The organism is Sphingomonas sp. R86520 (assembly GCF_042466285.1).
Lineage (GTDB): Bacteria > Pseudomonadota > Alphaproteobacteria > Sphingomonadales > Sphingomonadaceae > Sphingomonas.
This window is the reverse complement of record NZ_JAXHBZ010000001.1, coordinates 3,536,619-3,550,148: the sequence shown is the minus strand read 5'-3', so window position 1 is coordinate 3,550,148 and position 13,530 is coordinate 3,536,619. Positions and strand designations below refer to the sequence as shown.

Below are 13,530 nucleotides of genomic sequence, written 5' to 3'. Positions count from 1 at the left end.
TGATGGGTTGAGGATGGTCCCCGCATACCGCCCTGCCCTCTCTCACCACGGCAACGCAGGTTGTCTTCGGGCGGGAAAGGTTGTTTTCGGGGGCCCTGCTTTGCGCTAGTCCGAGCGGATGGCATCGACGATCTCCTGCGACGTTGCGATCGTCGGCGCGGGCCTGGCCGGCGGGATGATCGCGCTGGCGCTGAAAGCAAAGCATCCCGTGCTCGACGTGCGGCTGATCGACTCGGCCGGAGTCGTCGGCGGCAATCACCTCTGGTCGTTCTTTGGGAGCGACGTGGCGCAGGCCGATCGCTGGATCGTCGCGCCGCTCGTGGTGCATGCCTGGCGCGGATACGATGTGCGCTTTCCGGCACATGCGCGGACGATCGATGCGACCTATTATTCGATCGAGAGCGAGCGGCTCGACCGCGAAGTGCGCCAGGCGTTGCCGGCTCACGCGCTGATGCTGGGGCGGAAGGTGCTGGGCGCGAGTGCGACCGCAGTGGTGCTGGCGGATGGCGACCGGATCGAGGCGACCGGGGTTATCGACACGCGGGGTCCGGGCGATCTGTCGCTGCTGGACTTGGCGTGGCAAAAGTTTCTCGGGCGCGAGCTGGCGTTGGCCGTGCCGCACGCGAGCCCACGGCCGATGGTGATGGACGCCACCATTCCGCAGATCGACGGGTATCGCTTCGTCTACTGCCTGCCGTTCTCGGCCGAGCGGATGTTCGTCGAGGACACCTATTATAGCGATACGCCCGATCTCGACGTGGCGGTGCTGGGCGGTCGGATCGACGCGTATGTCGCCGGGCGGGGCTGGTCGGTCGAGAGCGTCGTGCGGGAGGAGTCGGGCGTGCTGCCGGTCGCGATGGGGGGCGATTTCGAGGCGTATTGGCGGTCCGGTGGCGCACGCGTCGCTAAGGCCGGGATGCGCGCGGGAATGTTTCATCCGACCACGGGCTACTCACTGCCCGACGCGGTGCGGACCGCGGCGATGCTGGCTGGCCTCAGCGATTTCTCGGGCGCGAATCTGCACGATGCGACGCATGCGATGGCGCGGGCGACGTGGAAGAGCCGCGGCTTCTACCGGATGCTCGACACGATGTTGTTCCGCGCCGCCGAGCCGGAGGAACGCTACCGTATCCTCGAACGCTTCTACCGCCTGTCGCCTGCGCTGATCGGGCGGTTCTATGCCGGACGATCGACCATGACCGACAAGGCCCGAGTTCTCACCGGCAAGCCGCCGGTCCCCATTTCGCGCGCCGTTCGCGCTATCATCGGAGCACGCTCTTGAAGACCGCAATAGTCATCGGCGCAGGGTTTGGCGGCCTCGCGCTCGCGATCCGGCTGCAATCCGCGGGCGTGCAGACCACGATCGTCGAGAGCCGCGACAAGCCGGGCGGGCGCGGGTATTTCTGGGAGCGGGACGGGTTCACCTTCGATGCGGGCCCGACGGTAATCACCGATCCGGATTGCCTGCGCGAGCTGTGGGCGCTGACCGGGCGCGACATGGCGGAGGACGTGACGCTCGATCCGGTGCTGCCGTTCTACCGGCTGAACTGGCCCGACGGGACGAACTTCGACTATACCAACGACGATACGCTGATGCGGTCGGAGATCGAGAAGCTGCATCCGGGCGACTGGGCGGGGTATCTGAAGTTCCTCGATTACTCCGCCGGCGTGTTCAAGGAAGGCTATGAGAAGCTCGGGCATGTCGCGTTTCTCGACTTCGGGTCGATGATCAAGGCGGCGCCGGCGCTGGCGAAATACCAGGCGTGGCGGTCGGTATATTCGATCGTGTCGAGCTTCGTGAAGTCGGAGAAATTGCGCGAGGCACTGTCGTTCCACACGCTGCTGGTCGGCGGCAATCCGATGACGACGAGCGCGATCTATGCGCTGATCCACAAGCTGGAGCGCGACGGCGGCGTATGGTTCGCGCGTGGCGGGACCAACCGTCTGGTCGCGGCGCTGGTGACTCAGTTCAAGCGGCTCGGCGGCGTGCTGCGGCTCGACGATCCGGTAACGTCGATCGAGACTCTGGGCGACCGGGCGACCGGCGTAACGTGCGCGAGCGGCTGGTCGGCGCAGGCGGATGCGGTGGCGGCGAACAGCGACATCATGCACACGTACCGCGACCTGCTGGCGACCTCGCGCAGTGCCAAGCGCAAGACTGGGTCGCTCGAGCGGAAGAAATATTCGCCGTCGCTGTTCGTGGTGCATTTCGGGATCAAGGGCACGTGGCCCGGCATTCCGCACCACATGATCCTGTTCGGGCCGCGCTATAAGGGGCTGCTCGAGGACATTTACGATCACGGCGTGCTGAGCGAGGATTTCTCGCTGTACCTGCATCATCCGACGGTGACCGATCCTTCGCTGGCGCCGGAGGGGTACTCCACGTTCTATGCGCTGGCGCCGGTGCCGCATCTCGGGAAATTCCCGGTCGACTGGGACGAGATCGGGCCGATCCTGGAGAAGCGCATCCTCGACGAGATCGGGCGGCGGTTGATCCCGGATATCCACGAGCGGATCGTGACGAAATTCTCGTACGCGCCGAAGGATTTCGCGGAGGACCTGAACGCGCATCTGGGGTCGGCGTTCTCGTTGGAGCCGGTGTTGACGCAGAGTGCGTATTTCCGGGTGCACAACCGGGATGATCACATTCCGAACCTGTATTTCGTGGGGGCTGGGACTCATCCGGGGGCTGGCATTCCGGGGGTCGTGGGGAGTGCCAAGGCTACCGCGCGGTTGATGCTGGAAGGCGAGAAGTAGAAGGATTTTTCGCGCAGAGGCGCAGAGGACGCTGAGGTGTTGCGCCTGTCGCGGAGCGATTTATTGCCAAATTAGGGTTGGCATTGATGCCCGTTCCGGGCGACTCTCCTCTGCGCCTCTGCGCGAAAAATCTTTCCCTTGCGGCACCCCGCGCGCTTCCCGTAGCGAGGCGGTATGAAACGTCTTGCTGTGTATTGTGGGTCGGCGACGCCGGCTGATCCTGTTTTTATCGAGGGCGCGCGGGCGCTGGGGCGGACTTTTGCCGAGCGGGGAATAGGTCTCGTTTATGGCGGGGGCCGGCTTGGGTTGATGGGCGCAATTGCCGATGGCGCGCTGGAGGGCGGTGGCGAGGTTATCGGCGTCATCCCGCAAGCGCTGGTCGATGCTGAGGTTGCACATCGCGGGCTGACCGAGTTGCATGTCGTTACCGGCATGCACCAGCGGAAGCAGATGTTCACCGATCTTTCCGACGGGTTCGTGACGATCCCGGGCGGGACGGGAACGATGGACGAGCTGTGGGAGGCGCTGAGCTGGGCGCAGCTGGGGTATCATGCGGATCCGGTCGGGCTGCTGAATACCGCTGGCTATTACGATCACCTTATCGCGTTCTGGGAGAAGATGGGCGAGGTCGGCTTTCTGCGGCCACAGCACCGGGATCTTCTGATCGTCGCGGATACGCTGGACGTGCTGCTCGACCGGATGGCTGAGCACGTGCCGACTCAGCCGATCGTGCGGATGAACGCGTCGGATTTGTGAGGTTCCGGGCTCGCCTATACACCTGCCACCCAAACGCTCGCCGCCACCCCGGCGAAGGCCGAGGCCCAATTGGGGAACGCAAGTTGGTTAGCGTTGCGCGCAATTACTCTCACCTTTCCAATTGGGCCCCGGCCTTCGCCGGGGTGGTAGTTGGCGGGGTGATCTCGTGACTTATACCCTGCCCTCCCGCGAAGCGATCGTCGCGACTGCGCATGAATCGATCTCGCGCGGGTCGAAGAGTTTTGCTGCGGCCAGCCTGTTGTTCGACAGACCGACGCGCGAGCGCGCGTGGCTGTTGTACGCGTGGTGCCGTCGGTGCGACGATATCGCCGATGGGCAGGATCATGGGCACGGGATGACCGTGGTCGAGGACGCCCCGGCCCGGCTGGTGGCGCTGTCAACGATGACCGAACAGGCGCTGGCTGGCGACGTGGTGGGCGAACCGGCGTTCGATGCGCTCAGGATCTTCGCGGCCGAGAGCCGGCTGCCGAAGCGGTTCGCGCGCGATCTGGTCGAGGGGTTTGCACTGGATGCGCGTGAGTGGCGGCCTCGCTCCGAGAACGATCTCTACAAATATTGCTATCATGTCGCAGGCGTCGTCGGGTGCATGATGGCGGTGGCGATGGGCGTCGATCCCGAGGACGAGGATACGCTCGATCGCGCGTGCGACCTGGGAATGGCGTTCCAACTCGCCAATATCGCGCGCGACGTCGAGGAAGATGACCGGGTCGGGCGGTGCTATCTGCCTGAGGAATGGCTCGTCGAGATGGACTTCCCGCCGGGGCAGCACATGAAGCCACCGTTTCGTTCGAGGCTCGCGGTGTTGACGAAGCGGATGGCCGACCGTGCCGCCGCGTTCGAGGCGAGTGCCCGTCAGGGAACGCCAGCGCTGTCGTTCCGCTCGGCCTGGGCAGTGTTGTCGGCGGCGGGAATTTATGGCGCGATCGGGCGGACCGTTGCAGCGCGGGGAGAGCGTGCCTGGGATCACCGCGTGACCACATCGGGATTACAGAAGCTTGGATTTATCGTGACGGCAGCACGAGAGGCAGGGCAACGGGGGAAACTGTATCCAAGGACTGTGCGGGATGCACGGTTGTGGACCAGACCTAGGGTTTAAACTTCGTCATCCTCGCAAATTCGGGAATCCATAATTCATGCTGTATCGATTCGTTCGAAACGTTCGCCGGTATGGGTTCCCGTCTCCGCGGGAATGACAGTAAGGTTGGTTCAGCCCTGCGACTTGGCCTTGCCGGTCTTGGCGATGAACTGCCCGCTTGCACGGCAGTTCGCACCAATCATCGGGTACGGAACGTCGGTGTTCTGCGCGAGCTGGTCGGGCAGAGCCGCACGACATTGCGCCATCGTCTCATAGCGCGCCGGGATGACCCGCGCCTCAGTGCAGTTCACGTTGCCGTCACCGCAGCCCATGATGGCCATGACGTAGAACAGCGGTTCCATTTCATTCTCCAGTGGCTCGCGGCGCCCGACGTTGGGCACGGTAATTAAAGCGACGAAGTGGCAGGATTGTTCCCCCAACTGCTTTCGCCGGGGCTTGACTGCACCTACATCGCATCGACCCATGCCCCCTGACAGCTATTCAACCACCCGCACGGATCAACCGCTGCTCCCCACCCTGCGCCGCTTCCTGCCGTTCTTGTGGCCGGCCGGGCAGCCCAAGCTGAAGGCGCGGATCGTTGTCGCGATGCTGCTCGTGATCGCCTCGAAGCTGATCCAGGTCTTTGGCGCGGCGTTCACCTTGAAATACGCGGTCGACCGGATGGCGGGGAACGACCGCACTGCGCTCACGCTCGTCGTGCTGCTGGTGGTCGGGTATGCCGCGTCGCGGTTCGGGACGACGTTGTTCGACAATCTGCGCAATGCGGTATTCGAGCGCGTCGGGCAGGATGCGTCGCGGCGGCTGGCGGCCCAGGTGTTTCGCCATCTGCATGCGCTGAGTCTCGATTTCCACCTGTCCAGGCGAACGGGTGCGGTCACCAAGGTGGTCGAGCGCGGGACCAAGAGCATCGATACGATGCTGTATTTCCTGCTGTTCAACATCGCGCCCACCGTGTTCGAATTGACGCTGGTGCTGGGGCTGTTCTGGACCAAGTTCGGCTGGCCTCTGGTCGTCGCGACGGTGGTGATGGTGGTCGGCTATATCGCGTTCACGCGGATGGTGACCGACTGGCGCAACGCCCTGCGCGCGCGGATGAACGATCTCGACACCGGTGCGGTCGCGCATGCGGTGGATTCACTGTTGAACTTCGAGACGGTCAAATATTTCGGTGCGGAGGAGCGCGAGGCGCGGCGGTACGACAGCGCGATCACGGCCTATTCCGAGGCGGCGGTGAAGAGCGAGAATTCGCTCGCGTGGCTGAACCTCGGCCAAGCGCTGATCACCAACGTGATGCTGGCGGGTGGCATGGGGTTCGTCGTGTGGCGGTGGAGCCGGGGCGAGGCGTCGGCGGGCGACGTGGTGTTCGTGTCGACGCTGCTGGCTCAGCTGTTCCGGCCGCTCGACCTGTTAGGGATGGTGTATCGCACGATCCGGCAGGGCGCGCTCGACATGGCGGCGATGTTCGACCTGATCGATACGCCCGCTACCGTCGTGGACGTGCCGGGCGCGCGGGCGCTGGCGGTGAGTGCGGGGCATGTACGGTTCGAGGGGGTTTCGTTCGGGTATGACGCCGGACGACCGATCCTGAGCGACCTGAACCTGGACGTGCCGGCGGGATCGACGCTGGCGGTGGTCGGGTCGTCGGGGGCGGGCAAGTCGACGCTCGCGCGGTTGCTGTACCGGTTCTACGACCTGACCGGCGGGCGGATCACCGTTGACAGGCAGGATATTTCGCAGGTGGCGCAGGCGTCCTTGCGCGCCGCGATCGGCATCGTGCCGCAGGATACTGTGCTGTTCAACGACACGATCGGGTACAATATCGCTTACGGTCGCGAGGGGGCGGCGATGCCCGAGGTCGAGGCGGCGGCGAAGGGCGCGGCGATTGCCGGGTTCATCGAGCGCCAGCCCCTGGGGTACGAGACGCGCGTAGGCGAGCGTGGGTTGAAGCTGTCGGGCGGCGAGAAGCAGCGCGTGGCGATCGCGCGGACGCTGCTGAAGAACCCGCCGATCTTGATCCTGGACGAGGCGACGAGCGCGCTGGACAGCCGGACCGAGGCGGAGATCCTCGACACGCTGGAGGCGATCGAGCGCGGGCGCACCACGATCGTGATCGCGCACCGGTTGTCGACCGTGGTGCATGCGGACCAGATCGTCGTGCTGGAGGCCGGGCGGATCATAGAGAAGGGCACGCATGCCGACTTGCTGCGGCGGGACGGTGTGTATGCGGAAATGTGGAACCGCCAGGCGCAGGAGCGGGCTGGCGAGGATGATGGGGCGCTGGCGGCGGAATAGGCGCGGGGGCAGACGACCGCGATCGTCGATCTAGCCGGTGCGGCGGGTACGGCGCCAGTAGAAGAAGGAGTAGAGGATCGGGGTCGCGACGGTCGTCAGCAGCAGCGCGATCACGAACGAGGCGCGCGTTTCGCTCTGCATCGGGAGTGCTGCCAGGACGATCAGCGCGAGCCCCGATGCCATCATGATCCGGCCGCCATAGCGGTGCGTGGCAATCCAGTTGTCGGGATCGATGATCGCCCAGGGCGTGCGGATTCCGACGAAGAAGCCGGGCCGCGATTTGGGGAGGACGTTGCCGAGCGCGGCAAGGAACACGCCCATGCCGGCGAGCATCGTCGTCGCAGGCAAAACGATGCCGAACGCGGGTGCCGCGACGAGCGTCTCGACCAGGATCATGATCCCTAGCAAGCCGATCCAGGCCGTGCGGTAGAGCGGTGCAGACTGTTCGAGCTTGTCCTGCAGCGGTTCGAGCGAGGGCAAGGCAGCCATCGACAGAGAAACGACCAGCGTGAGCGCGACCGGCATGAACAGCGCGATGTCGGCGTCGGCGAAGCGATCGGGCAGGCCATCGGGCCCCCAGTGCGTCGGCAGTTGCGTGCCGGCGGGCAATCGTCCGAGCGCGATGGCGGCGACGATTGCGAGCCCGACCGCGGTCAGTCCCGACGCGATCATGAGGTTTCGGTAGCGCATCTGTCCTCCCCCTTTTGCGTATCGCCGACGCGGAGCCGGCCCATGAAGCCCATCACCACGTCTTCCATCACCGACAGGTCGAGCGTGTAGACGATCGACGTGCCGCGGTTTTCAGCCTGGATCAGGCCCGCCGCCTTCAGCTTGGCGAAGTGGTTCGACATGGTCGGCTTCGACACCGCGAACGCATCCGCCAGCGCGCCCGCGGTCATCGCGCCGCTTTTCAGCAATTCGAGGATGCGGCGGCGCGTCGGGTGCGCGAGGGCGTCGAAGACCGAGTCCATGTGAGGCTTGTATTAGTAGTCTGGCTAATTAGCAATGTGGCTAATTAGATTTGCCTGCGGTTCTCTTGTGAACCACCTCGGCGGAAGCCGGAGTTCAATTGGGAAGCGTTGCCAATGGAAGACGGTGTACGGTTACGCCACCCTTCACAATTAGGTCGGGCCTGCGCCAGGGTAGCGGTGCTTCGTCACGATAACACCGCTCTCCTCGACATCGCCCCGTGGATCGCTACCTAGGCGGTAATGGCACTCGACCCTCTTCCCGACCTTCAGCGCATCTTCGGCTTTCCTGATTTCCGCGGCGTGCAGCGCGATGTCGTCGATCGGGTGCTGGCAGGGCAGCGGACGCTGGCCGTCATGCCGACGGGTGCGGGCAAGTCGCTGTGCTACCAGTTGCCGGCGACGATGCTGGAGGGGACGTGCGTGGTCGTGTCGCCGCTGATCGCGCTGATGCACGACCAGTTGCGCGCAGCGACGGCGGTCGGGATCAAGGCGGCGACGCTTACCTCCGTCGATACCAACCGCGAGGAGACGATCGCGCGGTTTCGTGCGGGCGATCTCGACTTGCTATACGTGGCGCCGGAACGGGCTTCGAACGAAAGTTTTCGGAACCTGCTGAGCCAGGCCAAGCTCAGCTTGTTTGCGATCGACGAGGCGCATTGCGTCAGCGAGTGGGGGCATGACTTCCGGCCGGACTACCGGTTGTTGCGGCCGTTGCTCGACAGTTTTCCGGAGGTTCCCCGGCTGGCGCTGACGGCGACCGCGGATGCGCATACGCGGGCGGATATCCTCGAGCAGCTGGGGATCTCGCAGGAGGGATTGATCGTGTCGGGGTTCGACCGGCCGAACATCCGCTATGCGATCTCCGGACGCGACAACGTCAACCGGCAGATCGCGGATATCCTGGAGAGGATCCCGGGGCCGGGGATCGTCTACGCGCAGACGCGCGCGGCGACCGAGAAGCTAGCGGAGGCGCTGGGGCGGAGCGGGCGGCCGACACGGGCCTATCACGCCGGCCTCGATCCGCAGGTACGCGCGAAGAACCAGGCGGATTTCGTCGCGAGCGAGGACATGGTGATCTGCGCGACGGTCGCGTTCGGGATGGGGATCGACAAGCCCGACGTGCGGTTCGTGGCACATGCCGGGCTGCCGAAGTCGATCGAGGCGTATTATCAGGAAACCGGGCGCGCGGGCCGTGACGGAGATCCGGCGATCGCGCACCTGTTCTGGGGCGCGGAGGATTTCGCGCGCGCGCGACAGCGGATCGGCGAGGTCGAACCCGAGCGACAGGCGGGCGAACGACAGCGGCTGACCGCGATGGGTGGGCTGGTCGAGACGGCCGGGTGCCGGCGGCGAATCCTGCTCAAGCATTTCGGCGAGGAACGGCTGGAGGATTGCGGGAATTGCGACAATTGCCTCGGCAATGTCGATGCGGTGGATGCGACCGAGACCGCGCGGAAATTCCTGTCGGCGGTGTTCCGGACCGGGCAGATGTTCGGGGTGGGGTATATCGAGGGTATTCTGACCGGCGTTTCGTCGGAGCGGAGCCTGATGAACGGCCACGAGGCCCTGTCGGTGTACGGAATCGTCGATGGCGACGAGGTGGCGTTGCTCAAACCCGTGTCGCGCGCGCTGATGCTGAAGGATGCGCTGCGCACCAATCCGCATGGCGGGCTAGAGTTCGGACCGGCGGCGAAGGCTATCCTCAAGGGTGAGGCGGCAGTGTCGATCGTCGTGCCGCCCAAGCGCGAGCGGCGGCGGAAGGGCGCGGTTGGCGCCGTGCCGAACCCCGTAGACGATCCGCTGTTCGAGGCTCTGCGCGTGCGACGGCGCGATCTGGCGAAGGAAGCGGGCGTTCCACCGTATGTGATCTTCCACGACTCGGTGTTGCGTGACATTGCGCGGCAGCGGCCGGCGTCGCGTGCCGAGCTCAGCCTGATTTCAGGCATTGGCGCGCGGAAACTCGACGCCTATGGGGATGCCTTCCTCCAGGTTATCCGCGAGTCCGCATGATACGGCACATCAACGAAAGTATTTCGGTCGCGCCGCAGATCGCGGTCGAGCAGGTCGCGGAGATCGCCGTGGCGGGCTTCAAGACGATCGTCAACAACCGGCCCGACGACGAGGATGCGGGACAGCCTTCGGGCGACGCGATCCGTGCGGCGGCTGAAGCGGCCGGGCTCAAGTATTTTGCGATCCCGGTGACACATTCGGGGTTCTCGCATCCGCAAATCGACGCGATGACCCAGGCGCTGACCGATGCGGACGGGCCTGTGCTCGCCTATTGCCGGTCGGGGACGCGGAGTTGCAATCTGTGGGCGCTGGCGGCCGCCAAGGCTGGGCGCAACCCGAACCTGCTCCTCGCGCAGGCCGAGGATGCCGGGTACGACCTGCGCGGAATCCGACCGATGCTGGACGCGCTCGCAGGGCCGCGATGACACCTGCTATCGTCGGCGGCATCGTAGCCGTCGTTGTGGTGATCGTCGCGGGAGCCGGCTGGGCGATCGTTCGGATGCGCCGCGTCGTGAAGATCGAGACGCCGGAGGAGGCAGCGGACGCGGCGCAGACGCAACTAGCCGGATTTACAGCGGCCGGTGCGGTGGTCGGCGCGGATGGCCAGGGTGCGCTGGCCATTGCCAGCAATGGTCGCGTGGCGGCCGTGAAACGGGTCGGCAAGCGTCTCGCCGTGTACGAAGTCTCGTGGCAGCGGGTCCGCGCTACGCATAAGGGTATCCTGGTGGAAACGGGGGATCGCGCGCTGGGCGCGGTCATGCTTTCGCAGGTCGATGTGCTGGATATCCGGCGGTTGGCGCCGAAGGGCGTTCGGGTCTAGCGACCCTCGGGCGCTTGGGCGAGCGGACGGCATAACGCGCGATTATTGCGACAGCGGTCCTGACGCTTGCGGAACGATTGTCGCGGCGGCGCGTCCCCGCAGCAGATGAGATGGTTCGCAAAACGCTGGGTGCGGGTCACCGGCATCGTCGTCCTGGCCGTGGTCGCGCTGGGGCTGATCGGCCTTGCCGCCTTTCCATGGGGGTCGCTGAAGGGCGTCATCGAACGGCAATTGACCGCACGGTTCGGTCGGCCGGTGACGATCGGTGGGATCGAGCGGGTCGATCATTTCGGCTTTTCTCCGACGATCCGGATCACGCAGGTCCGTATCCCCCAGCCCGACTGGGCCGGCAGTGGCGACTTCGTGCGATTGCGTGAGGCGGAGGCAACCTTTTCCGGGCTCGCACTTCTCAAAGGCGGATTCGGACCGCGCGACGTGAAGGCGTCGGGGCTGTACCTGGCGCTGGTCCGCGACAAGAGTGGACGGACCAACTGGGATCGTCCGGGCAAGGCCGAGGGCGGCGGCAGTTCGAACGACCTGCAAGGGCTGGTCATCCGGGACAGCGTGATCTCCTACCGCGATGCCAAGCAGGGCCGGCAGATCACGGCGCGCTTCTCGTCCGATCCAATCACGGGCATCCGGGCGAACGGGACCGGAACGATCCGCGGTGCCGCAGTCACGATCGCGGTGGCGGGCCCGTCGGTCGAGCGATCGCAGGGCAAGCCCTGGCCGTTCACCGCGTCGATCGACGGCGCCGCATTGTCGATCGCTGCGAAGGGAGTGATGGACCGGCCGCTCGATACCGATGCGATGAGCCTCGACGTGACGGCGCGCGCCACCGACCTCAAGCTGATCGACGCGGTGATCGAGGCGGGGCTGTTCCGTACGCAACCGGTATCGTTCAGCGCGCATGTTCGCCACGATCTGCCGAAATGGGCGATCACCCAGCTGAAGGGCGTGGTCGGACGATCGGACTTCGCTGGTCATGTGACGGTCGACAAGCAGGACGGCCGCAGCAAAGTAAACGGCGACATCGTGTCGCGGCAGTTCGATTTTGCGGACCTGTCGTCGGACGAGGCGCAAGCCAAGGGGGCGGCGCTGGAACGGACGATCGGACCGCGGCTGGTACCGAACACGCGGATCGATATCGGCAAGATCGACACGACCGACGCGCAGTTCGGGTTCAATATCCGGCATATCGTCAGCGCGAAGGGCAAATCGCCGATCGCGGCCGCCAAGGGGATGATCGCGATCGATCATCAACTGCTCACGCTCGACCGGCTGGTCGCACGGTTGCCGCAGGGGATCGTCACCGGGAAGGTCAACGTTAACCAGCGCGCCGGTCGCAAGACTCCGACCGTGACGATCGACCTGAGGCTCAGCGGCAGCAGCGTTCAGGCGCTGGCAGGCGGTCGCGGGGACTTCAGCGGCAATGTGAGCGCCCGAGTCAGACTGACGGGGTCGGGCGAGACGATCCGTGCCGCCGTCGGCAATGCCAACGGGACCATCGGGTTCGTGGCGCGCGACGGGCAGTTGCCGCAGGGGATCGCTGCCGCGCTGGGGTTCGACGCGGCGCGTGCGTTGCTGGCGAAGGATGGCGAACGCGCGGGCTTGCGCTGCGTGGTGCTGAATCTGGACGTGACGCGGGGACGGGGGCGCGTCGATCCGATGATCGTCGATACCACCGCCAGCCAGTTGCGCGGGCAGGGGAGCGTCGTGTTTCCGGGCGAGACCCTCGCCATTACGCTCAAGGGCGCGCCGAAACAGCATGCCCTGCTGCAACTGCCGGGGTCGGCCTCCATGACCGGGACGATCCAGCAGCCCCACGTGACGATCCCTCCGCAAGTGAAGTCGGTGGGGAACATCTTCAAGGCGATCGGGCAGGCGATCACCGGCAGGCAGGGGCCGACGGCGCGCGATGCAGACTGCGCCGGGCTGGCAGCGCGAGTGCTGCGATAGCTTGCGACCAGTGGGGCAGGGCGAGGCCCCGACCCGATACACAAAACCCCGCCCCGCTAAATGCGGGACGGGGCCGATGTCAGCGCTGATCTGGCCGTATCAGCGGTAGAAGACGTGGTTGCCGATCGAAGCGACCTTGATCACGCGGCCTGCAGGGCGGCGATCGGCGGTGTTGAAGTACAGCGCCTTGTCGGCAGGGCTGTTCCAGGCGTCGGCGAGCGCAACCTTGGCGACTGCGATCGCAGTACGGTAGGCGGTGCCGGCGTTGATGTTGGGGATCTGGCCACCGCGGACGAAGCTGAACTGGCCGCGCTGCTTGACGACGGCGCAGACGTCGGCGGGGAAGCGACCCGACTTGGCGCGATTGATGATGACTTCGGCAACTGCGAGTTGGCCGGTCAGCGGCTCACCCTTGGATTCGAAATAGATCGCGCCGGCAAGGCACTGGAGCGCTTCGTCGGCGGCGGCGCTATCCTGCGCGGCAACGGCCTGGGCGAGCGTATCGAATTCTTCCGCTTCGACAGTGGCGGCGTTCTCGGCGATGGGCTCTACGGCGGGCTCAACAGCGGCGACGGGAGTCACGGCAGGAGCGACCAGCGGAACATTTTGCGAGGGAAGGGCGTTTAGATTGGCGAGAGCAGTGAGGCTGACCGTGGAACGATCGATACCGGTCGCCTGACCGGGTGCGCTGTTGCCGAGCAGGCCAGCAAGAGAAAACGTCATGACTGCGATCGTTGCAGCCCGCTGAAGAATCGTCATTCAAACTTATTCAGATGCGGTTGGACCGTGGAGGCGATCGTACGAGCCGATCGTCCAGGCATCCCCCCGACTGCGTAACTGATCCGGAT

13 protein-coding genes are annotated in these 13,530 nt (G+C 65.3%); 9 read left to right on the top strand and 4 right to left on the bottom strand.

Features of this window, described 5'->3' with window-relative positions; all coding sequences use genetic code 11:
- Window positions 1–118 precede the first annotated feature (118 nt).
- The 4 genes from crtY to SJY41_RS16275 all read left to right on the top strand — a co-directional run bounded on the left by crtY (window position 119) and on the right by SJY41_RS16275 (window position 4,630).
- Window positions 119–1,282, top strand: coding sequence for a lycopene beta-cyclase CrtY (crtY, locus tag SJY41_RS16290; RefSeq protein WP_380783261.1), 1,164 nt, complete (start codon window positions 119–121; stop codon window positions 1,280–1,282).
- A complete protein-coding gene (locus SJY41_RS16285) occupies window positions 1,279–2,757 on the top strand; it encodes a phytoene desaturase (RefSeq protein WP_380783260.1) in 1,479 nt (492 codons plus the stop codon). The genes crtY and SJY41_RS16285 overlap by 4 nt, the downstream gene beginning before the upstream one ends.
- A gap of 174 nt (window positions 2,758–2,931) precedes the next feature.
- The gene (locus SJY41_RS16280) at window positions 2,932–3,513 is read left to right on the top strand and encodes a TIGR00730 family Rossman fold protein (protein ID WP_380783259.1); all 582 of its coding nucleotides are present in this window, start codon (window positions 2,932–2,934) and stop codon (window positions 3,511–3,513) included.
- Window positions 3,514–3,679: 166 nt separating this feature from the next.
- Window positions 3,680–4,630: a phytoene/squalene synthase family protein gene (locus SJY41_RS16275; protein WP_380783258.1), complete on the top strand. Its 951-nt coding sequence runs from the start codon at window positions 3,680–3,682 to the stop codon at window positions 4,628–4,630.
- A gap of 110 nt (window positions 4,631–4,740) precedes the next feature.
- Here SJY41_RS16275 and SJY41_RS16270 read toward each other — a convergent pair whose 3' ends face one another.
- Window positions 4,741–4,971 carry a hypothetical protein gene (locus SJY41_RS16270; protein WP_380783257.1) on the bottom strand — a complete coding sequence of 77 codons (231 nt, stop codon included), beginning with the start codon at window positions 4,969–4,971 and terminating at the stop codon, window positions 4,741–4,743.
- Between the two features lie 121 nt (window positions 4,972–5,092).
- Here SJY41_RS16270 and SJY41_RS16265 point away from each other — a divergent pair, with 121 nt between their 5' ends.
- Window positions 5,093–6,922: an ABCB family ABC transporter ATP-binding protein/permease gene (locus SJY41_RS16265; RefSeq protein ID WP_380783256.1), complete on the top strand. Its 1,830-nt coding sequence runs from the start codon at window positions 5,093–5,095 to the stop codon at window positions 6,920–6,922.
- A 30-nt stretch (window positions 6,923–6,952) separates the two neighbouring features.
- Here SJY41_RS16265 and SJY41_RS16260 read toward each other — a convergent pair whose 3' ends face one another.
- Window positions 6,953–7,612: an SdpI family protein gene (locus tag SJY41_RS16260; protein ID WP_380783255.1), complete on the bottom strand. Its 660-nt coding sequence runs from the start codon at window positions 7,610–7,612 to the stop codon at window positions 6,953–6,955.
- Entirely contained in the window at window positions 7,591–7,893 is a 303-nt protein-coding gene (locus SJY41_RS16255; RefSeq protein ID WP_380783254.1) for a metalloregulator ArsR/SmtB family transcription factor, read from the bottom strand. Before SJY41_RS16255 ends, SJY41_RS16260 begins: the two co-directional genes overlap by 22 nt.
- Before the next feature lie 240 nt (window positions 7,894–8,133).
- Here SJY41_RS16255 and recQ point away from each other — a divergent pair, with 240 nt between their 5' ends.
- From recQ to SJY41_RS16235, 4 genes are all read left to right on the top strand, one after another.
- Entirely contained in the window at window positions 8,134–9,903 is a 1,770-nt protein-coding gene (recQ, locus tag SJY41_RS16250; protein ID WP_380783253.1) for a DNA helicase RecQ, read from the top strand.
- Window positions 9,900–10,328: a TIGR01244 family sulfur transferase gene (locus SJY41_RS16245; protein ID WP_380783252.1), complete on the top strand. Its 429-nt coding sequence runs from the start codon at window positions 9,900–9,902 to the stop codon at window positions 10,326–10,328. The genes recQ and SJY41_RS16245 overlap by 4 nt, the downstream gene beginning before the upstream one ends.
- Complete coding sequence (locus tag SJY41_RS16240) at window positions 10,325–10,723, top strand: hypothetical protein (protein ID WP_380783251.1); 399 nt, start codon at window positions 10,325–10,327, stop codon at window positions 10,721–10,723. Before SJY41_RS16245 ends, SJY41_RS16240 begins: the two co-directional genes overlap by 4 nt.
- 105 nt (window positions 10,724–10,828) lie before the next feature.
- The gene (locus tag SJY41_RS16235) at window positions 10,829–12,682 is read left to right on the top strand and encodes an AsmA family protein (RefSeq protein ID WP_380783250.1); all 1,854 of its coding nucleotides are present in this window, start codon (window positions 10,829–10,831) and stop codon (window positions 12,680–12,682) included.
- Window positions 12,683–12,781: 99 nt separating this feature from the next.
- Here SJY41_RS16235 and SJY41_RS16230 read toward each other — a convergent pair whose 3' ends face one another.
- Entirely contained in the window at window positions 12,782–13,405 is a 624-nt protein-coding gene (locus SJY41_RS16230; RefSeq protein WP_380783249.1) for a cell wall hydrolase, read from the bottom strand.
- Between the last annotated feature and the right edge of the window lie 125 nt (window positions 13,406–13,530).

Excerpts from the sequence above, each read along its gene's own strand:
- crtY (WP_380783261.1), top strand. The coding sequence starts at position 119 with ATGGCATCGACGATCTCCTGCGACGTTGCGATCGTCGGCGCGGGCCTG.
- SJY41_RS16235 (WP_380783250.1), top strand. The coding sequence starts at position 10,829 with ATGAGATGGTTCGCAAAACGCTGGGTGCGGGTCACCGGCATCGTCGTC.
- SJY41_RS16280 (WP_380783259.1), top strand. The coding sequence starts at position 2,932 with ATGAAACGTCTTGCTGTGTATTGTGGGTCGGCGACGCCGGCTGATCCT.
- SJY41_RS16255 (WP_380783254.1), bottom strand. The coding sequence starts at position 7,893 with ATGGACTCGGTCTTCGACGCCCTCGCGCACCCGACGCGCCGCCGCATC.
- SJY41_RS16245 (WP_380783252.1), top strand. The coding sequence starts at position 9,900 with ATGATACGGCACATCAACGAAAGTATTTCGGTCGCGCCGCAGATCGCG.
- SJY41_RS16230 (WP_380783249.1), bottom strand. The coding sequence starts at position 13,405 with ATGACGTTTTCTCTTGCTGGCCTGCTCGGCAACAGCGCACCCGGTCAG.
- SJY41_RS16270 (WP_380783257.1), bottom strand. The coding sequence starts at position 4,971 with ATGGAACCGCTGTTCTACGTCATGGCCATCATGGGCTGCGGTGACGGC.
- SJY41_RS16260 (WP_380783255.1), bottom strand. The coding sequence starts at position 7,612 with ATGCGCTACCGAAACCTCATGATCGCGTCGGGACTGACCGCGGTCGGG.
- recQ (WP_380783253.1), top strand. The coding sequence starts at position 8,134 with ATGGCACTCGACCCTCTTCCCGACCTTCAGCGCATCTTCGGCTTTCCT.
- SJY41_RS16265 (WP_380783256.1), top strand. The coding sequence starts at position 5,093 with ATGCCCCCTGACAGCTATTCAACCACCCGCACGGATCAACCGCTGCTC.
- SJY41_RS16240 (WP_380783251.1), top strand. The coding sequence starts at position 10,325 with ATGACACCTGCTATCGTCGGCGGCATCGTAGCCGTCGTTGTGGTGATC.